This is a genomic window from Amycolatopsis sp. MJM2582, from assembly GCF_000754115.1.
Lineage (GTDB): Bacteria > Actinomycetota > Actinomycetes > Mycobacteriales > Pseudonocardiaceae > Amycolatopsis > Amycolatopsis japonica.
Map to the genome: position 1 here is coordinate 664,882 of NZ_JPLW01000003.1, position 19,243 is coordinate 684,124.

Below are 19,243 nucleotides of genomic sequence, written 5' to 3' on the forward strand. Positions count from 1 at the left end.
GGGCTCACTTTTCCGTACCGAGGGACCCTCGCGCATCGTGCACACGGGTCATGGCCTCCCGATCGGACACCGGGAGCCACTGCCGCTCCGGATCGAAGGGCCGGTACGCGGAGCGGACGTGCTCGATCAGCAGCGGCAGCGTGGGGTGCCGGTTGTCGTGCCGCCACAGCAGCGAGAACGGGTACACCGGCGTCGGGTCGACGAGCGGGATCTGGACGACGTCCGGATGCCAGGGCACGTGCATCTTCGCGCCGACGAAACCCAGCCGGTCCTTCGACCCGCCGAGTACCTCGATGTGGTGTTCCAGCCCGAAGTTCGGGCCATCGGTGTCGACCAGGATGCCGAACGCCGGGCACAGTTCCGCCCAGAACTCCGCCCACTCGCTGGCCCGTGCGTTGTAGGGCATCCAGGCGGTCAGGCCTTCGAGCTCCGCCATCGCCACCTTTCGCCGCCGTGCGAGCGGATGCCGGCGCCCGACCAGCAGGTTCGCCGGTTCCAGATAAGCGGGCGTGCGGCCGATCCCCGGGGACGGCGCCGTGCTGACGCGGGCGAACGCGGCGTCGACGGACTCGGGCAGCATCGACCGGCGTACCGCGCCCAGCCCTGGGGTGACGAGTTCCAGTTCGTCGTCGTGGTCGGCATGGAAGGCGCGGATGACCTCCATGGTCGCCAGCCGGGTGCCGAGGACGTCGACGCGCAGGGGACGTCGCCTGCCCTGAAGGCGCTCGACGGCTTGATCGGCGAGGCTGATCAGCGCCCGGGCGTGCTTGAGGAACTCCTCGCCGTCTTCGGTCGGCTCGGCGCCACCGCGCGTTCGCGACAGCAGCCGCACGCCGAGATCGCTCTCGAGTTTCGCGACGCGTTTGGAGACCGCCTGCTGGCTCATGTCCAGCCGGATCGCGGCCTCGCTGAAGTACCGTTCCTCGGCCACCGCGACGAACGTGCGCACCGCGCCCAGATCGAGTTCCCTTCCCGGCATCACGCCGCGCGCCGCTGCATCCTGAGCTGCCCGATCTCCGACACGTTCTTCATCAGTTCGGCGTTCACCCAGGCGACGGTGTGGGCGAAGGTCAGCCCGGCTTCCTCGCCGAACGGATAAGCGGAGGGCGCGTCGAGGTCCGCGTCGGTCAAGCGGTCCAGCCATTCCTCGCGAAGGCCGCGAAGCCAGGCGACGGCGGTTTCCGCGCCGGGCCAGACGATTTCCGTGCGCTCGCGCGGAGTCCGCCCGTTCGCGTGGTCCAGTGCGACGCTCCACCACCAGCCGATATGCCAGGTGAGCCAGGCGATCGTGGGGACCGGCACGGGGTCGGGTTCGGTGTCCGCCCAGTCGGGTGTGCCGTCCGGCCGGATCGTCCAGCAGAGGGACGTGGGCTCCCAGAGGAAGTCGCCCGGCTCCAGGTCGGCGAGGTGATACTCGAACAAGGACCAGGTCAGATCGAACTGCCAGCGGGACAGCTCCGAACGCGAGGCGGGCACCCGCCGGATCCTCCCTTCAGGACATGGCGGTCGCAACCGGTTTACGGTGCGGGCATGAGTCCCTATGTCGCGCAGCGGAACGGCCGGACGGCGACCGCCGAAGACCTGGCGCCACTCGCCTTCGCCGGTTTCGCCCACTTCACGGCCATGCAGGTGCGTGACGGCCGGGTCCGCGGCTTCGACCTGCATCTGGATCGGCTCCGGACCGCTTCGCTGGAGCTGTTCGGCGACGCCCTGCCCGACGATCGGATCCGCTCGTACGTGCGCGAGGCGCTGAAGTCCGGACCCGCCGACGTCTCCCTCACCGTGACGATCCACCTGCCGGGTGATCTCGAAGTCCTGGTGCGCACCCGGCCTCCGGCTTCGGGCCCGGTGGGCCCGCTGGCGCTGACTGCCGTCGACCACGAGCGCGTCCTGCCCGCCCTCAAACACACCGGTGAGATGGCGAAGACTTATTTCCGGCGGCGGGCCGTCGCCGAAGGATGCGACGACGCGGCGTTCGTCGATCGCCGGGGCAGGCTGAGCGAGGCGACGATCTGGAACCTCGGCTTCTTCGACGGCGATACGGTGGTGTGGCCCGACGCCGATCTGCTGGAGGGGACCACGATGGGCATCGTCCGGCGTCGGCTGGCGGCGCTCGGTGTGCCGCAACGGGTCCAGGAGGTCACGCTCGCCGACCTGCCGGGGCTCGCGGGCGCGGTGGTCATGAACTCGTGGACCCCGGGGATCGCGGTGCACCGGATCGGCCCGGCGCCGCTGCCGGATGCGCCGTCGTTCGTGCAGACGCTGCACCGGGCCTACGAAACAGAACCTCTTGTGCGACCTTGAAAGGAATGACGCCGATGAAGATCCTCGTGGTCGGTGCCACCGGGACGATCGGGGCCGCGGTCTCGTCGGCCCTCACCGCGCGCGGGCACACGGTGCTCGCCGCTTCCCGCTCGGGCGAAGTCAAAGTGGACGTCGAAGAGCCCGCCACTGTCGACGCCCTCTTCGCCGCCGAGCCGGGTATCGAGCACGTCGTGTGCTGTGCGGGGAGTGGCTCGCTTGTCCCGGTCGACGGCGGCGCTGACGAAGAGTTCACCCAAGGCCTGCAAGGGAAACTGCTCGGGCAGGTGTTCCTGCTCCGGCACGCGATCCCGCATCTGCCGGACGGCGGATCGGTCACGCTGACCGCGGGCCGGATCCCGGAAACGTTGCGCGGCAGCGCTTTCGGCGTCCTGACCAACGCCGGTCTCGAAGCCTTCGTCGCCGCGGCGGCCCGCGAACTGCCGCGTGGACTCCGCGTCAACGCCGTCAGTCCCGGCTGGGTGCGCGAAACGCTCGCGGCGCTCGGTGAACCGGAAGGCGGCACCCCGGCGGCCGACGTCGCGCGAAGTTACGTCGAGGCCGTGGAGAACGCTGACCTCACCGGGAGGACGTTGGTGCCGTAAGTCGGTTGACCGCGCTGCCACAGTGGTCAGTCGTGACCACTCATGACAAGGACAGACAGGAATTCCTCCGGCTGGCCGGGCTCGCGACGCCGATGGCGCTGCGCGTCGCCGTGACACTGGGACTGCCGGACCGGTTGTCCGGCGACGGCGCGACCGCCGTCGATCTGGCGGCGGAACTCGGCCAATCCCCGCTCGCGCTCGATCTGCTGCTGGGGCATCTGACGACGCTCGGGGTCCTCGAACGGACGTCGACCGGCTACCGCACCACCGAGTACGGGGCGAAACTCCGCGCCGACGCGGGCAACGGTCTCGCCGGACTGCTGGACATCAACGCCGCCGGCGGGCGGGGCGAACTGGCGTTCGTCGAACTCGCGCACAGCATCGCCACCGGCGAGGCGGGCTATGTCCGCCGCTACGGCCAGGATTTCTGGACCGATCTCGCCGAAAATCCCCATCTCCGGGAGACGTTCGACCGGCAGATGACCCAGCGGTACCTGACGCAGGTGCCGCGGTTCGTCACCGGTTTCGACTGGTCGCGCTTCGGCACGCTCGTCGACGTCGGCGGGGGTCACGGCAGCCTGCTCGCCGCGATCCTGAAGGCCAACCCCTCGATGCGCGGCCACCTGGTCGACCTCGCGCCCACCGCGGCCGCCGCCGAAGCGGAACTGCGCGAGCAAGGGCTCGGAGACCGGGTCGAGGTGAGCGCGGGCAGCTTCTTCGACCCGCTTCCGGCCGGGGCGGACGCGTATCTGTTGTCCGACATCCTCCACGACTGGGACGACGAGCGCGCCCATCGCATCCTGGCCCGCTGTGCCGAGGCGGCCGGTGCCGGAAGCCGGGTCCTCGTCATCGAGGCGGTCGGCGGGCTCGGGGCCCAGACCGAGTGGGACCTGGTCATGCTCGTGCTTTACGGCGGCCGCGAGCGACGTCTCGACGAGCTTCGCGAGCTCGCCGCCGCGCACGGTCTGGTCTTCGACTCCGTCACCACCCTGACCGAGCAGCGCAGCTTGCTCGAGTTCCATCGCAAAGATATTCCTTGACAAGAATATTCTGCTGAGTGAATACTTCTCGGCATGGAGCAGATCGCAGCAGCACTGGGAGACGGAGCGAGGTGGCGCCTCGTCGAGCTTCTCGCCGAGCGGCCCCGGTCCGTCGGTGAGCTCGCCGAGCTGACCGGCCTGCGGCAACCGCAGACCACCAAGCACCTGCAGACCCTTGCCCGTGTCGGGCTCGTGACGGTGTTCCCGCTCGGGCAACGTCGCGTCTACGCGGTCGAAGCCGGCCCACTGAAGGACCTCGAAGAGCGGCTGCGGACGCTGAGCACGACCATCGAGGCGAACGCGGGCGAGCGCGACGTCCTCACGCGCTATCAGGCCGCGATCGGCGCGGACACCGAGGCCGCGAAACAGGACCGGTGGGCGGACGGGCGGGCGTTCTCGTTCGACCGTCTGCTCACCGCGTCGCGGAACGATGTCTGGCGGCATTGGACCGAGCCCGTGCTGCTCGCGTCCTGGTGGGCGCCGCCCTCGATGACCGTGACCGACTGCGTCATCGAGCCGTGGAGCGGTGGCCGGGCCGTGCTCGACTACCGCGACGCCGAAGGGCGCTACCGGTCCGCGGGGAAGGTGCGCGCCGCGACCGAACCCGAACATCTCGAGTTCGACCTCTCGGTGCTGGACGCCAAGGGGGACACCTTCTTCACCGGTCACTACGACCTGCACTTCACCGAGGCGCCGGGCGGGACCCGGCTCCGGCTCGACCTGCGCATCACCGAAACCACCGTCGAGGCCGTCCCCTTCATCGCCGGTATCGAAACCGGCTGGGGCCAGGTGCTCGACAACCTCGCGACAACGCTGACCCAGGAAAAGGACTGAACGACATGACGAACCACACCGGCCGCCGCGTCACCGCCAACATCAGCCTCACCCTCGACGGGCACTACAGCGGTCCCGGCGGTCCCGGCGACATGGGCGCGATCGTCTCGTACGCCACCACCGACGTCGCCCGCGCCCACCTCGGCCGCATCCACGAGACGGCGACCACCGCGGTGCTCGGCAGGCTGAACGCCGAAGGCTTCCTGGGCTTCTGGCCGACCATCGCCGCCGACGAGAACGCCGACCCCCGCGACCGCGCCTACGCGAAATGGCTCACGGACGCCGAAAAGGTGGTCTTCTCGACCACGCTGACCGAAGCGCCCTGGGACCGCGCCCGCGTTGTGAACGCCCCCGTCGCCGAGGTCATCGCCGACCTCAAGGCGAATGGGGAAGGCGACATCCTGGTCAACAGCAGCGCCAGTGTCATCAAGGCCCTGCTCGCGGACGACCTGATCGACCGGCTGTACCTGATGATCTGCCCGGAGATCACCGGCGGCGGGCAACGGCTGTTCGTCGACGGCCTGCCGGCTTCGAAGTGGGCGCTGGCTTATCAGGAGGTCGGGGAGCTGGGGGAGATGGCGCTGGTCTACGACCGGGTGCGCTGACTTTGGGTTCTCGCCCGGGTCGTTACGATCACTTCGTATAAAGTACCTTAGGATCTAAGTAAGATTGAATCATACTTAGACAAGGGACAGCTTACATGCGATTCCAGGGACGTACGGCCGATCTTGCCCTGCTGGATAAGCGGCTGCGGGTGGTTCGTGACGCGGTCGCGACCACCCCCGGGCAGGCTGTGATCGTGACCGGCCGTCGCCGGGTGGGAAAGTCGAGGTTGGTTCAAGAGTTCTGCGACCGTTCAGGCGTGCCGTACGTCGTGTTTCAAGCCTCCCGCGGTCGTAATCCGGCTGCCGAGCGCGCGGACTTCACCGCCGCGCTGGCCCAGTCCGCATTGCCTGGCGCCGATCTCGTCGCCGGTGCAGCCGGCGCCGATTGGAACCAATCGCTGCGCAGTCTGGCGGTTGCTGTCCCGGAACGCGAACCGAGCATCGTCGTCCTGGACGAGGTGCCATGGCTCGTCGAGCAGGACGGCGAGTTCGAAGGGGCCTTGCAGACCGTGTGGGATCGCTACCTGTCGGCGAAGCCTGTGCTTTTGCTGCTCGTCGGCAGCGATCTGTCCACGATGGAGGCCCTCCAGGAGTACGGCCGCCCATTCCACGGTCGCGCCGCCCGCATGCTCGTCCGACCACTCGACCCCGGCGACGTGCAGGAGATGACCGCGCTCGAGCCTGCTGAAGCGATCGATGCGTACCTGATCACCGGAGGCTTCCCGGAGATCGTCCAACGCTGGAAGCCGGGCATCGACCGGAAGGCGTTTCTGGAGGACCAGCTCGGGGATCCGCTTTCTCCGTTGCTGATGGCAGGTGAGCTGTCGCTGCTCGGTGAGGTCCGTGAGCCGTCGCACAGCCGCTCGGCGCTTGAGGCTATCGGAACGGGCGAACGGACTTTCAGTACGATCGCCAACCGGATCGGCGCTGGTGAACCGATCCCGTCAGGGACTCTCGCGCCTATCCTGACCACGCTCACGGCCAAACGCATCGTCGCCGTCGACACCCCATTGGCCACTCGCCCCGACACCAAGAACAAGCGCTACCGGATCGAAGACTCGTACCTGCGGTTCTGGCTCACCTTCCTGCAGAGGGGGATCGCCGAGGTTGAACGTGGCCGCGGCGACCTGGTAGCCGCGCGGATTGAACAGTCGTGGACGTCTTGGCGTGGCCGCGCCGTCGAGCCGCTTGTCCGGGTAGGTCTTGCTCGGCTATTGCCTGACGAGCGGCTGCCTGGCGCGGAGTTCGTCGGCGGTTGGTGGAACCGTCAGAACAACCCGGAGATCGACTTGGTCGGAGTCGACCGAGAGCGCCCGGCGGCTACTCGCATCGCGTTCACTGGCTCCATCAAGTGGCTGGAAAACGACCTCTTCGGCAAACGTGAGCTAGAGAAGCTCGTCGCGGGGTCCATGTCGATTCCGGGACGTGAGCACGCCACCCCGCTGGTCGCCGTGTCCCGCGCCGGTGTCGAAGAGAGTCTGCCGCTGGCTGCGACGTTCGGTCCCGACGAACTCATCAAGGCGTGGCGGCGCTGAGATCGCTCGGCGAGTAAGGCGAGTGCACGCTGCATGTCTCGGCTGCGCCCAGCGGCTGAGGTGTCCTGGATGGTTGGAACTCCGCGCGAGTCTGTGTGACTCCGATCACATAAGCTCCTTCTTGTTGGCGCCGTTCCGGCTGGGGTGGCTCGCTTGAATGCGTTCGTGAGCTGCAATGCCACGCGAGACTCATTGCGCAGCATCGCTGCGCACATATGCGGGCAAGGGGGCCCCGGGGAAGTCGGCCAATGGTCTCGTGCCCTTTTCGCTGTTATCTTCACTCTCGTTCGGTGCGGATCTGGGGGTTGGCGTCGCTTGTTGTTAATCGAAGGCGACCACCAGGTTGCTGCGCAGTGCTAGTGCGCATGTAGAGTGATCTGGAAGGCGGGAGGAGTTCGAGAGTGAAGTCGTTCTTTGAGCTGTTGGGGAAGGCGATGCAGAGCACAGGCGCGACACTGAGGCTGAGCTTGTTGGTGCTTGTCGTCGCGGCGGCGTACTTGATCAGTCAACTGAAGTAAGTCAAGGGTGGAAGGGGAGTTCCAAGTGGAGACCATCGTGACAAAGAGTCGTGCCGCGGATGTCGTCGACCGGCTCTGGCGAGCGTACGCGCCCTACCAGCGTGGGAGGAACACATCCGATGACCTCGCGTCCATGCTCGCGATCCTGGTGCTCGCACGATTCGTTGTAACAGCGGGTGGACCGGCCGATGACTTCGTCAAGCGGTGGGCTCGTGCGGTCGCGGAGGCGCGAATCGGTCTCTCGCCGCTGATCGACCTCCGCGCTGCGATGACGGACGCCAGTCGGCACGCGCGCTTCCCTGTGCCCGACCTCCGCGAGCTCGCTGCGGGGAGGCTCGGCGGCGAAGGGGCGGATGACATTCCATGGGTGACCGCCTTCCTTGTCGCCCTAGAGCAGCGTCCGACGCTAGAGGAGGCTGGGTTGCCACAGGTTTGCGAACTGCTCTTCGAACGCCACGTTCAGGAGAGCACGGTATCCGTGGGCGAGTTCTACACTCCGCGTGCTGTCGTAAATCTGCTCGTGGGCTTGGTGTCCCCGCAGGCCGGAGATCGGATCCTCGATCCGGCCTGCGGGGTCGGTGGTCTGCTCGCGGCCGCGGCGCAACGAATCGCAGGAGACGGTCGGGTCGACGGTGGTTCTTTTGAGGCATACGCCACGGATCGCAGTAATCCGCGGTTGGCGACGATGAATTTGGCCATCCACGGCGTGGACCGGCCCGTCGTACGTGCCTCTGACCCAGCGTCGCTGTTTCGGGCCAGGAACAATGGCCTTGTTGACCAGGTGATCAGCAATCCGCCGTTCAATCAGCGCGTCGAGGACCTCGACCGCGACGTCTGGCCCTTCGGGCAGCCGTCCTCGTCCAACGCGAATTTCGCGTGGCTTCAGCTTGCGTGGACCCGGCTGAGCGAGGAAGGGATCGCGAAGATGATCATGCCGCCGCGGGCGGCCTGGTCCGACGGTCGCGACGCGTACATCCGCAAAGGAATGATCGCCGGTGGCGCGGTCCTTGGCATCATCGCCCTGCCGTCGAATCTTTTTCCGAACACTTCGACCCCGGTGCACATCTGGATACTCGCGCGCGACAAGTCTCGCCACCTGCCTGCGGGCGAGTCGGATGCCGTTCTCTTCATTGACGGCAGCCGACTCGGGACCCAGGTGCCGAGGCAGCCCCGTTTGCTGACAGCAGAGGACATGGACCGCATTACCGGCAGGTTCGATGCGTGGCGTCGGTCGCCTCGTGCGACGCCTGACGAACCAGGGTTTTCTCGCTCCGTCACGCACGAAGAGATCTTGGAGAACGGCGGCAGTCTTGATCCACGACTGTACGTCGAAGTCGAGCAAGAGCGGTCGGCGACAGCGCATGACGTGAACCGCATGCTGGATGAGCTGGTCCGGCATGACGAGGTCATGTCTGAATCCAGCGCCGCTCTCCTGAAGGACTTCAATCGATGCGACAGGTTGACTCGCGGCGGTATCGAACCTCCACGGGTGCTGCTTGAGGACATCATGAGCGGCGTGGGGGAGGGGGTGATCGAAGGTGGGAGCCCCGGTCGGCTTATAGCCGGGCCCTCGGGAAGTCTCATTCGTGCCGAAGACTACATAGACGTTGGTGGCGTTCCCGTCGTCATGCCCAAAGACTTGGCCGGCGACGGTTTCAGCGTGGCGAACATCAGGTGTATCACCGAGGAGCAAGCCGACAATCTGGAACGTTTCAGGCTACGCAGTGGCGACATCGTGTTGGCGCGCCGGGGAGAGTTGGGGCGGTGTGCTGTGGTTCGCGATGAGCAGCGAGGCTGGCTTTGTGGAACCGGCTGTTTCCTGCTCCGTCCCCCCGCAGGTATCAACGCCGACTATCTCGCGGCCTACCTCCGCAGCCCGGAGGCCCGCAAGTGGCTGGAAGCCCACTCCACGGGAGGCATGACGATGAAGACCATCTCGCTCAACGTATTGGGTGAGCTGCCGGTTGTGCTGCCCGATCTCGGCACGCAGCAGGTGATCGCCGACACGATGATGAGGCTGGATGAACACGAGCGACTGGTGCGAGAACAGCTCGTACTGACGCAGGAGATCCGCCGTGATGCCATGGCCGGGTTCTTCCCGAGCTAGGACGCGGTTACTTGGGTGGGCCCGGAGAGACTCGAACTCTCACTGGCACGGACCTAAACCGTGTGCCTCTGCCAATTGGGCTACGGGCCCCCAGTACTGCCCCGAAATCGTAGCGTGCGACACGATCCGCGTTTCTCGGCGTGGCCGGTGCCACGGTGAGGGGTGGCGTCCTCTAACGTGGGCTTCCAGCAAGTCCGTCGCGGCGAGGAGGACACGTGGCTCGCGATCCCGAGACCATCGAGCGTGAGATCGAGCAGGCCAGGAACGCGCTGGTGGCCACGCTCGACCAGCTGGGCACGAAGGCGAACCCCGCGAAGCTCGTGGATTCCGCGAAGACCGGTCTGCGCGCGAAGCTGGACGAGCCCAAGGTGAAGTACCCGCTCATCGGCGGGGCTGTGCTGATCGGCGTCCTGCTGATCCGCAAACTCCTGAAGTAGGTCTCAGGAGGTCTGGGCCGCCTTGGCGGGTCTCTTGGCCGGCTCGGACTTCTCCTTGGACTTCGCCTCGTCGACGGCCTTCGGGAGTTCCTTGCCCTGGGGCACCGGAGGCTTGCCGCCGGTCTTCTCCTTGGCCTTGCCGTTCGACGGCGGGGGAACCTCGAGCGGTTCGATCTCCGGGAGCGTCAGCCTCGCCGTCATGTAGGCGGCGGTGAACTCGAGCGCGCTGCCGTTCAGCAGGTGCACCACGGTCGAATGTTCCGGCGGGGACAGTTTCTCGACCAGCTGGTCGGCCCGGTCCCGTGCCGCGATGATGCCCGGCGCGCGACCGGTCAGTTCCTTACCGGAGCCGCTGACCGTGACCTTCCAGTCGTCGTCCTCTTGGACGTACGACGCGGTGATCGGTTCGGTCATCCGCCTCACCCCTCTCCTCGCGAGCATGCGTCACTCAATGGACTTCGTCACGCCGCCGTCATGACGCCACTTTCGGGTGGTGGCGCCCCCTCCTGACGGAGGCCGCGACTGTCCATCAGACTTTCTACAGTGTCATCGATACAGTAGGACAACTCTGTGTCACAAGACACTGGCGGCAATGTGCTCTGAGTGACGACCGAATGGCCTAATGCACGAGCATCTTCACAGTCGTTTCAGCGGGCCCTCGCCGACAGGCCTGACCAGAGGATGTCCATCGCGTATCCGGTCGCCGTTTCGGGGCTGACGTCCTCGTGCCGTTCGCACCAGATCGCGAGCCGTTCGCAAGCCCCGACGACGAACTCCGCGGACGCCTCGGCGCGGAGGTCGTCGGCCTGGTCGAGGTGGTCGCTCATCAGCGCGGCGATCAGGTCGGTCTGCTGGCGGCGGGTCTGCTCGATCTCGTCGGCGGCGCCGGTCCCGATCAGTGCCATCTCGTGGCGGAGCAGTGACCAGGCCTGCCGCCGTTCCCGGATGAAGACGAAGAACGCGAGCAGTCCACGCCGCAGCGCGTCCTCGGCCGACGTCGCGCCGACGGTCGCCCGTTCGGTGACTTCGCGCAGGGCCGCCCGCGACTGCTGGATGCAGGCGAGCAGGAGTCCCTCTTTCGAGTTGAAGTACTCGTAGAGCATCGGCTTGGACACCCCGACGCGTTCCGCGATGTCGTCCATCGACGCCGCGCTGTAGCCGCGATCGGCGAAGACTTCTTCAGCGATTTCGATCATTTGCCGCATCCGCTCTGCTCGTGGCATGCGTTTGCGCTTCGCCGTCGTCACCACAACACTCTACCGAAGGTAACCTACTTCGAGTAAGGTGAACTCCCGGTAACAGGTAATACGAACGAGAGGTCGGGGTCATGGGCAACCGCACCGAGACCGGTGTCGTCATCGTCGGAACCGGCTTCTCCGGGTTGGGTATGGCCATTCAGCTGCGGAAAGAGGGCACGAGGACTTCGTCATCCTGGAGAAGGCTGACGACGTGGGCGGCACCTGGCGCGACAACACCTACCCCGGCTGTGCCTGCGACATCCCTTCGCATATGTACTCGTTCTCGTTCGAGCAGAACCCCGGCTGGTCCCGCGCGTACTCGCCGCAGCCCGAGATCTGGCAGTACATGCGCGACGTCGCCGCGAAGTACGACCTGCACCGCTTCATCCGCTTCGGCCAGGAGATGACCGGCGCCCGCTGGGACGCCGACGAGAACCGCTGGCACGTCGCCTCGAAGTCGGGCGACGAGTTCGTCGCGCCCGCGCTGGTCGCCGGCGTCGGCGCGCTGCATCTGCCGCAGATCCCGAAACTGCCCGGCATCGAGCGCTTCAAGGGCCGTGCGTTCCACTCGGCGCAGTGGGAGCACGACTACGACCTCACCGGCAAGCGGGTCGCCGTGGTCGGCACCGGTGCAAGCGCGATCCAGTTCGTGCCTCGGATCGCGAAGGACGTCGCCGAACTGACCCTCTTCCAGCGGACGCCGCCGTGGATCATGCCGAAGCCGGACCGCGAGATACCTGAAGCGCTCCGGAAGACGTTCAGCTCGGTGCCGCTGCTGCAGCGCGCCTTCCGCGACGTTCTCTACTGGGGACTCGAAGCCCGCGCGATCGGCTTCAACGGGCAGCCGTGGGTGATGAAGATCGGCCAGCGCATCGCGAAGCGCAACATCTTCAAGAGCGTCAAGGATCCCGAGCTGCGCCGGAAGCTGACGCCGGACTACACCATGGGCTGCAAGCGGGTCCTGGTCTCCAACGACTACTACCCGGCGCTCGCCCGGGACAACGTCGACGTCGTCACCGACGGCGTGAAGGAGGTCCGCGAGCACAGCGTCGTCGACGGCGCCGGCGTCGAGCACGAGGTCGACGCGATCATCTACGGCACCGGATTCCACGTCACCGACGCCTTCGACGACCTGGAGATCATCGGCCGCGACGGGCGCAACCTCGGCAAGGAGTGGGCGACCGAGGGGATGCGGACCTATCAGGGCATCACCGTGTCCGGGTTTCCGAACCTGTTCTTCCTGCTCGGCCCGAACACCGGGCTGGGGCACAACTCCGTGGTGTTCATGATCGAGGCACAGATCTCGTACGTCGCGCAGGCGCTGCGGCTCGCGCGCGGCAAGGCGCTCGACCCGCGGCCGGAGGCGCAGGAGCGCTTCAACGACGAAATCCAGCGCAAACTCGCCAAGGGCATCTGGACCCAGGGCGGCTGCAAGAGCTGGTATCTCGACGCGAAGGGCGTCAACCGCACGATCTGGCCGGGCTTCACCTGGCGGTACTGGCTCGACACCCGCAAGGTGCGCCGCGAGGACTACGAACTCCTCGGCTGAGGAAAGGGGGAGGGTCCGTGAAAGCCAAGATGGGGGGCATGGCCTTCACGGACCGGGGAATGCCGCGCTCATGAGGGGTTGAGCCGGCGAAGCCTTCCGATGAGATCGACGGTGGGGATGCCGCACAGCTCGGCCATCCGTTCCAGCGCCGCGAAATCGAGGTGGACCTCGGCCGAGCCGTTGTCACCCGATCTCTTGAGCCGGTCGTCGGCCCACCGTCGCAGCGGGAGCAGTTCCTGCTGCTCGTCCTTGATCACCAGGCGCAGGTCGATCCGCACCCGGCCCGGTTCGTCCACGAACACGCGCCGATGCACCTTTGCCAGCAGATCCTGTGGCAGCTCGTCCATCGCGACGCACAGTTCGACCAGCCGCACCACGGAACAGTGCCGGGTGCCCAGCTCGTAGGTGGCCAGCGTCTGGAGCGAGATCTCGCTCTGCAGATGCTGGTTCAGTTCCTTGCGTGTCCAGCCACGTTTACGGCGGAGCTTGCGGAGCTCGTCTCCGAGTATCCGCTGATAGCTCTCAGCGTCGATCAGCACTCCCCATCCCCTGCCTTGCCAACCTTCTCCACCGCCCGTCCCGTGTGACAAAACCCGGGACGAGCGCGCTCACGTGTATGAAAGTCGGCAGGGCCGCGGCTCTTACGCGGTTTCGGGGGTGGTTTTCCCATCTATTTTGGCTTGTTGGGCCGAATGGGTGAACAAACCTGGCTCGAAGAGCGCGTCAGTTGACGCAGGGCACACCTTCGGCGGTGATCGGCTTCTCGTCGGACTGCTCGGGCGGCGGAGCCGCGGCCGACGAACCGGCGGCGTTCTGCGAGGAACCGGAGCCTTCGGCGCCGCTCGGCGCCTTGAAGTCCGAGCCGAGGAAGACCATCACGTGCCCGGCCTCGACACTCTTGTCCTCTTGGACGGTCGGGTTGCCGCCGAGTGCGTCGGCGACCGCCTGGCCCGCCGCCTTCTCACCCTTGGCGACCCAGACCACCGTCTTCTTGCGCGCGCTGGCGGTGGCCGTGTCGCCCGCGGTGAAGCCCTTGTCGACGAGCTGCTTCAGCACCGACGAGGCCAGCCCGTCCCGGTTCGTGGAGTTGCGGACGTCGACCGTGGTCGCCTTGTTGGCCGACTCGGCGGGCGGGGCCTGCTGCTGTTCGCCGGGCTGCGGGCCCGCGAGCCCCTGGACGAAGCTCTTGACCTGTTTCGGGTCGACCTGGATGGCGACGCCGTCGTTCGGGGTCTTGTACTCGATGTTGACGATCGGGATCGTCCGGAACTCGAGCTGACCGCCGGTCAGGCTCTTCATCTGCTGCGCGAACCCGAAGACGTCCCAGTTCTGGTTGAGCACGACCGACTTCTTGATGGCCGTGATCAGGTCGTTGAGCTTGCCCGGGTTCGCGAGCGTGCCCGCCGAGAGCACCTTCCTCGCCATCCCGGCCATGAACACCTGCTGCCGGACGACCCGGTCGAGGTCGCCGCGCGGCAGACCGTGCCGTTGCCGGACGAAGCCGAGCGCCTCGACGCCGGAGATGGTGTGCGGGCCCTTGGTGAACTTCGCGCCGGAGAACTGGTCGTTGACGTCGTCGTTGAGGCAGACGTCGACCCCGCCGATGGCCTGCGTGATCTCGCTGAAGCCCAGCAGGTTGATGGCGGCGTAGTTGTCGATGGTCGAGCCGGTCAGCTGCTCGACCGTCTTGATCAGCGTCTTCGCGCCGGCCTCGTTGGCCTTCTGGTCGAGTTCCTTCGGGTCGGAGACGCCGTCTTCCTGCAGCTTCTTGCGCTCGTCGAGCATCGCGCGGGCGTAGGCGGAGTTGATCTTGTGCTTGCCGAAGCCGCCGGGGATGTCGACGTAGGAGTCACGGGGGAGCGAGATCGCGACGGCCTTGGAGCCGTCGTTCGGGATGTGCACGAAGATCAGCGAGTCGGTGTTCAGCTCGCCGTCGGCCTGCCCGGCGCGCAGCTGGGCCAGCACTTCCTTCGACAGCGGGTTGCCCTGCGCGTCCGTGCGGCTGTCGAGGCCGACGAGGAGGATGTCGCGGGCACCGTCCGCGGGTTTGTCGCCTTCGTCCGCGCCGATGCCGACGTTCGCGAAGGTCAGACCGTCCATCGCGGCCCACGCGTACCCGGTCAGGCCCATCACCAGCAGCGACACGAGGCCGAGGGCGATCTTGGGGCCGCGGAACGACTTGCGCCGCGGGGCCGGGCGCCGGGGCGGCTGGCCCGCGGACTGCCGGGCAGGCACCGGGCGGGCTCCACGGGGCGGGGCCGGGCGGGAAGGAACGCGTCCGGGCGCGTCCTGCCTAGGCCGGGCGGGACGTCGATCCCCATGCCCATTCCGAGGCGGGTACTCCACGCGGTCTGCTCCTTCTGGTCGTTACCGGTTCGACGGTCTCTTCAAGGGACGCATGGTGCCTGTTGCGGGTTGTCGCAGGATTACACATCCCCCCGAAGATGTGGCACGCACCACCGGTTTCCTCTCAAGGGTACGGAAATCCCCTGGTCAGCGCCGTGTGGTTCAGGGAAGGACACGCCGGGCCGCGCGGGCGGGGACCAGCGTGGCGGCCGCCGCGAGCATCGCGACGACGATCGTCGCGACCGGCAGCGCGACGGAAGCGGCGCTCACCCGCTCGCCTTCGAGGGCGGTCATAAGGGGTGGCGCGCACGCGACCGCGCAGACCAGCCAGGTCCCGGTCATCCGGCTCGTGCCGTTGCGCACGGTGTGCAGCAGGTACACCCCGAGCAGCAGGTTGACCAGGCTCTGGACCGGTCCGAACCGGATTCCGAGGAGGTCGGCGTCGGCCGAGGCGCCACCGAACCGGGTCAGCGCGAACCCGAACACGCCGAGCATCGAGTACGCCATGCCGACCGTCGCCGCCGCGCGGCAGAACACCGTGGCCCGCAGCCCCGGCTCGTCGACCGCCCGCTGTTGAGGCCCCGAATGCCGTTCGAACCACCAGAAGACGAGCACGGCGGGCACGGCGAGCAGGGCCATCGCGAGCAGGACCTTCGGGCGGGCCAGCCAGCTGAGCCCGTCCACGAACGGCCCCGGCAGGTAGACGACCGCCACGAGCAGCAGCATCGCGGAGAGGAAGCCGAGGTACAGGCTCATCGGGGCGCGCAGGACGAGACGCGCGGCCGCGGCGATCGCCGGACGTCCGCCGAGCCGGGCCAGTGGCCGGGCGAGCAGGCCGAGGAGCGCGAGCTGCACCAGGCCGAGCAGGAGCACGCCCCACGGCGGACCCGAAAGCGCGGCCGGGGCGCCGGGACCGCCGAGCAGCATCGGTCCTTCGCCGCGGACGGCGACCGTGAGGCCCAGCCCGGTGGCGCCGGTGAACGCCGTCGCCACGAGGACGCCGCGTGACGGGCGGGCACCGGCGGCGTGGGCGAACGCCAGTTGCTGGACGAACAGCGCGAGGAACAACGTCTCCGCGTAACGGGGGACGGCCGAGCCGGACCAGTGCGCGGCGGCCTCGCTCGCCAAGGTCAGCGCCAGCAGCCCGGCGACGGAGGCGGCCCGCGTCCGGTGATACAGCGCCAGCAGCGCCGGCGCGAGGACGACGGTGAGAAGGAAGACGCCGAGCAGCCAGAGCGGATGCAGCGCGATCCGCATGACCGTGGCGTTCGTGCCCGTCGGGATCCCCAGCACCTCCAGCGCGAGCGGGACGACCAGCGCGACCACGGCGAAGATCAGCGCCGGGCGCAGCAGCGGGCTCGCCCGGTCGGCGAGGTACTGCGGATAGCGGCCGCCGCTCGCGCGGATCGACCGCCAGCCCGCCTCGTTGATCCGGCCGACCGCGAAGAAGATGAGCGGACAGAGCTGGGCCAGCCAGGTGAACGGCCACAACGACCGCTCCGGCGCCCCCGCCCAGTGCGCGAGCGCGACGGCGGATTCGCCGAGCACCATGAGCGCGACCCCGGCGACGCCGAGCAACGCCCATCGGCCGACCGGGACGACCGGCCGCGGTTCGCGGGGGAGCGTGACGGCCGTCCGGCGGGTGCGGACCCAGCCGCGGAGGCGGAACACCAGCAGCGCGCCGATCACCAGCACGCCGACGATCATCGGGCCGAGCGGGTCGCCGACCGGCGGACCCCAGCGCTGATGCCAGGAGTTGAGCACCAGACCGGCGGTGTAGAGGGAGGCGACGACGTCGCACGTGCCGCGTGAGTCCATCGGGTTGAGGACGCAGGCGTTGTGCATGTCCGCGGAGAGCCGGTCGTCGAGCGAGGCCCGCGCCTCCTGGCCGAGCGGGTGCCCCTTGCGTTCGGCGTAGCGGAGGATGTCGTAGCCCAGGTCATGGGCTTTGCAGGGGACCGCGTAGTCCCACTTGGTGTTGTCGTCGCCCCAGGGCGCCGAGCAGCCGCCGTCGGTGTGGACGGCGCGCACGGTGCCGTCCCGCGCCGTCATCACCCCCGGGGTGATGCCGCTGACCGCGGTGAAATCGGCGGGGAGTTCGGCGATCACGTTCTCGACCGGGCCCGGCCGCACCAGCGCGTCGACCGCGTTCTGCGCGGCGAGGAGATCACCCGTCGGTGGGCCCTGGTCCGGCGGCGAAGCGGGGCGTGACGCGATCAGACCGAAACCGAACACCAGCACCGTGACCAGCAGTAACCAGCCCGACGTCGACCATGGCCGCCGGATCCGGGCAGGTCGAGCGGCGGCGTCGGCTGTCGCTGGCATGGGATCAAGGGTGCCATCCGCCGATCGGGGCCGACATCCGGATAACCCCCGGGTTCACCCACCGGGTGTCCCTGAGTCAGGTGGCGGGCCGGTCGACGTCCTGGGCGAAGCGCACCTGGTTCCGGCCGTTCTCCTTGGCCACGTAGACGGCGGCGTCCGAGGCGTGCAGGAGTTCTTCCAGGGATTCACCGTGACGAGGGAACAGTGCCGCCCCGATCGAGGTCGTGCGGCCCGAGATGGTCACCCGGCTGCCCCTTTTGTCGGTAGTCACTATATGCAGTTCGGCGATAGCGCTGCGCACTCGCTCGGCGGCGAGTTTGGCCGCCGTTTCGTCGATATCCGGCAGGAGGACAAGGAATTCCTCGCCACCGAACCGGCCGATGACGTCGGCGGGCCGGGTGACCTCGTCCAATTTCCGTGCCACATCGCGGAGGACGTCGTCGCCCGCCGGGTGTCCATATGTGTCGTTAATCCACTTGAAGTGGTCGAGATCAATCATCAGAAGTGCCAGGTTGTCGTCCGATCGGGCGGTCCTTCCGAGCGCGCGATCGGCCGACTCCGACCATCCGCGCATGTTGAGAACACCGGTTTTCGGGTCCGTCCGCGCGTCGTTTTGCAGTTGGTCGATCTCGGCGAGGCGATTGAACACCACCGTCACCACGGCCATCACGATCACCATCGGTGGCATGATCAACAGCAGTACCGCGGTGACCGCGCCGAGGCCGATCGTGATGGCCTCCAGCAGGTTGTCCGCCGCGTTGCCGAGCACGGTGGACAGTGACGGCCGCTTCGGCGAGCCGATCGCGAGGATGCCGCCGATGTAGGCGATCTGCACCGCTTCGAAGACCATCCCGGTGACGATCAGGACACCGAACTCGCCGAGGGTGTCCCAGCCGGAAATCCTGCCCCATTCATGCGGTCCGAACGCGGCGAAGGTGAGCGAGGCCAGTGTCACCGAAACGCCGTGCGTGACCGACGAGAACACGAAGTTGTGCGCGGGACGCCGGGCGATGAACCAATGCTGGATCCGGACGATCGCGATGATGGAAAGCGTCAGCGAAAGCGGCAGGATGACCGCGGCCGGAAATGTCCAAACCGCGGTGAGGTCGATGAGGACGGTACGACTTCGATCGCGTCGTCTTTCTTCTTGACGCTGAGTGAGCTGAATATGTGCCGTGGCGCCGACGGCGAGAATGGCGAAACGAACCCAGTCGATTCTTCCCGGATTCGTGGAATTCATCGTCGCGACGACCATGATCGCGATTCCGATGGCCTCCATCGCGAAAAGGAACGCGATGAACCGCTTCGGCCGCTGCCACAGCGCCCACGCCCTGGGATCGTAGGGATGGCGCTCCGGCGGTCCGGCCTGGTCACCTTCCGGGCTTGCCTGCCCGCGTTCGGTCACCGGTACACCGCTGTCCGCGGCGGCCGCGGCCGTTGCGCCGTCAAGGTCGCCGGTGCCGTCACCGTGCTGGCGACGGTCGCCGGTCTCGGCTGGCAATTGCTACCTCTTTTCCGCCCGGACGGCACGGCTGAGTAATCTCACCGGTACCGACTGATACACCGTTCGTATTCCACGGCCGGTATCATCCCATCGCAACAGTTGTCCGACACCGGCAAGGGTGCCCGCGAACACGGACCGGAGGTGGCAATCGTGTCCCGTGATTTCTGATCTTGGCAGCTGAATGTTTTTCGAGACGCGTCGCGGAAGGGGTGACGGATAGTGTCCAGTCGTGACTTCTGAGCCCGGACAAGGTATTAGTTCGCAGCAACGAGGAGGCCGGGAGGTGTCGGACAGTGTCG

16 protein-coding genes, 1 tRNA gene and 1 pseudogene are annotated in these 19,243 nt (G+C 67.3%); 9 read left to right on the forward strand and 9 right to left on the reverse strand.

The window, feature by feature from the left end:
• Nucleotides 1-4 precede the first annotated feature (4 nt).
• Nucleotides 5-979, reverse strand: a complete 975-nt coding sequence (locus tag ED92_RS21935; protein WP_037341542.1) for a LysR family transcriptional regulator — start codon at nucleotides 977-979, stop codon at nucleotides 5-7.
• Nucleotides 979-1,476: a DinB family protein gene (locus ED92_RS21940; RefSeq protein WP_037341544.1), complete on the reverse strand. Its 498-nt coding sequence runs from the start codon at nucleotides 1,474-1,476 to the stop codon at nucleotides 979-981. The genes ED92_RS21935 and ED92_RS21940 overlap by 1 nt, the downstream gene beginning before the upstream one ends.
• Nucleotides 1,477-1,530: 54 nt before the next feature.
• Here ED92_RS21940 and ED92_RS21945 point away from each other — a divergent pair, with 54 nt between their 5' ends.
• The 7 genes from ED92_RS21945 to ED92_RS21975 all read left to right on the forward strand — a co-directional run bounded on the left by ED92_RS21945 (nucleotide 1,531) and on the right by ED92_RS21975 (nucleotide 9,545).
• Entirely contained in the window at nucleotides 1,531-2,304 is a 774-nt protein-coding gene (locus ED92_RS21945; RefSeq protein WP_037341546.1) for an aminotransferase class IV family protein, read from the forward strand.
• Between the two features lie 14 nt (nucleotides 2,305-2,318).
• Nucleotides 2,319-2,906, forward strand: coding sequence for a short chain dehydrogenase (locus ED92_RS21950; RefSeq protein WP_037341549.1), 588 nt, complete (start codon nucleotides 2,319-2,321; stop codon nucleotides 2,904-2,906).
• A gap of 32 nt (nucleotides 2,907-2,938) precedes the next feature.
• Nucleotides 2,939-3,946, forward strand: a complete 1,008-nt coding sequence (locus ED92_RS21955; protein ID WP_037342522.1) for a methyltransferase — start codon at nucleotides 2,939-2,941, stop codon at nucleotides 3,944-3,946.
• 33 nt (nucleotides 3,947-3,979) lie between these two features.
• Nucleotides 3,980-4,780 (forward strand): metalloregulator ArsR/SmtB family transcription factor, encoded by an 801-nt coding sequence (locus ED92_RS21960; RefSeq protein ID WP_037341551.1) that lies wholly within the window; start codon nucleotides 3,980-3,982, stop codon nucleotides 4,778-4,780.
• Nucleotides 4,781-4,785: 5 nt separating this feature from the next.
• Nucleotides 4,786-5,385: a dihydrofolate reductase family protein gene (locus tag ED92_RS21965; protein WP_037341555.1), complete on the forward strand. Its 600-nt coding sequence runs from the start codon at nucleotides 4,786-4,788 to the stop codon at nucleotides 5,383-5,385.
• Nucleotides 5,386-5,480: 95 nt separating this feature from the next.
• Complete coding sequence (locus ED92_RS21970) at nucleotides 5,481-6,920, forward strand: ATP-binding protein (protein WP_037341556.1); 1,440 nt, start codon at nucleotides 5,481-5,483, stop codon at nucleotides 6,918-6,920.
• 543 nt (nucleotides 6,921-7,463) lie between these two features.
• Complete coding sequence (locus ED92_RS21975) at nucleotides 7,464-9,545, forward strand: N-6 DNA methylase (RefSeq protein WP_037342524.1); 2,082 nt, start codon at nucleotides 7,464-7,466, stop codon at nucleotides 9,543-9,545.
• Nucleotides 9,546-9,561: 16 nt separating this feature from the next.
• Here the strand turns inward: ED92_RS21975 and ED92_RS21980 are convergent.
• Nucleotides 9,562-9,635: transfer RNA gene (locus tag ED92_RS21980), tRNA-Leu, on the reverse strand.
• 125 nt (nucleotides 9,636-9,760) lie between these two features.
• Here ED92_RS21980 and ED92_RS21985 point away from each other — a divergent pair.
• Nucleotides 9,761-9,982, forward strand: coding sequence for a DUF3618 domain-containing protein (locus ED92_RS21985; protein WP_005165704.1), 222 nt, complete (start codon nucleotides 9,761-9,763; stop codon nucleotides 9,980-9,982).
• Between the two features lie 3 nt (nucleotides 9,983-9,985).
• On the opposite strand, the gene ED92_RS21990 is transcribed toward ED92_RS21985, so the two are convergent.
• Together ED92_RS21990 and ED92_RS21995 are read right to left on the reverse strand one after the other, a co-directional pair.
• Nucleotides 9,986-10,396, reverse strand: coding sequence for a hypothetical protein (locus ED92_RS21990; RefSeq protein ID WP_200882736.1), 411 nt, complete (start codon nucleotides 10,394-10,396; stop codon nucleotides 9,986-9,988).
• A 233-nt stretch (nucleotides 10,397-10,629) separates the two neighbouring features.
• A complete protein-coding gene (locus tag ED92_RS21995) occupies nucleotides 10,630-11,187 on the reverse strand; it encodes a TetR/AcrR family transcriptional regulator (RefSeq protein WP_046200038.1) in 558 nt (185 codons plus the stop codon).
• 122 nt (nucleotides 11,188-11,309) lie between these two features.
• On the opposite strand from ED92_RS21995, the pseudogene ED92_RS22000 reads away from it, so the two are divergent.
• Nucleotides 11,310-12,769: pseudogene (locus ED92_RS22000) on the forward strand (flavin-containing monooxygenase).
• A 68-nt stretch (nucleotides 12,770-12,837) separates the two neighbouring features.
• On the opposite strand, the gene ED92_RS22005 reads toward ED92_RS22000, so the two are convergent.
• The 4 genes from ED92_RS22005 to ED92_RS22020 form a co-directional block, all read right to left on the reverse strand.
• A complete protein-coding gene (locus ED92_RS22005) occupies nucleotides 12,838-13,308 on the reverse strand; it encodes a helix-turn-helix domain-containing protein (RefSeq protein WP_037341560.1) in 471 nt (156 codons plus the stop codon).
• 184 nt (nucleotides 13,309-13,492) lie between these two features.
• A complete protein-coding gene (locus ED92_RS22010; protein ID WP_051972773.1) occupies nucleotides 13,493-14,899 on the reverse strand; it encodes an LCP family protein in 1,407 nt (468 codons plus the stop codon).
• Nucleotides 14,900-15,277: 378 nt separating this feature from the next.
• Nucleotides 15,278-17,440: a phospholipase A2 gene (locus ED92_RS22015; RefSeq protein ID WP_037341563.1), complete on the reverse strand. Its 2,163-nt coding sequence runs from the start codon at nucleotides 17,438-17,440 to the stop codon at nucleotides 15,278-15,280.
• Between the two features lie 76 nt (nucleotides 17,441-17,516).
• The gene (locus tag ED92_RS22020; RefSeq protein WP_037341564.1) at nucleotides 17,517-18,941 is read right to left on the reverse strand and encodes a GGDEF domain-containing protein; all 1,425 of its coding nucleotides are present in this window, start codon (nucleotides 18,939-18,941) and stop codon (nucleotides 17,517-17,519) included.
• Between the last annotated feature and the right edge of the window lie 302 nt (nucleotides 18,942-19,243).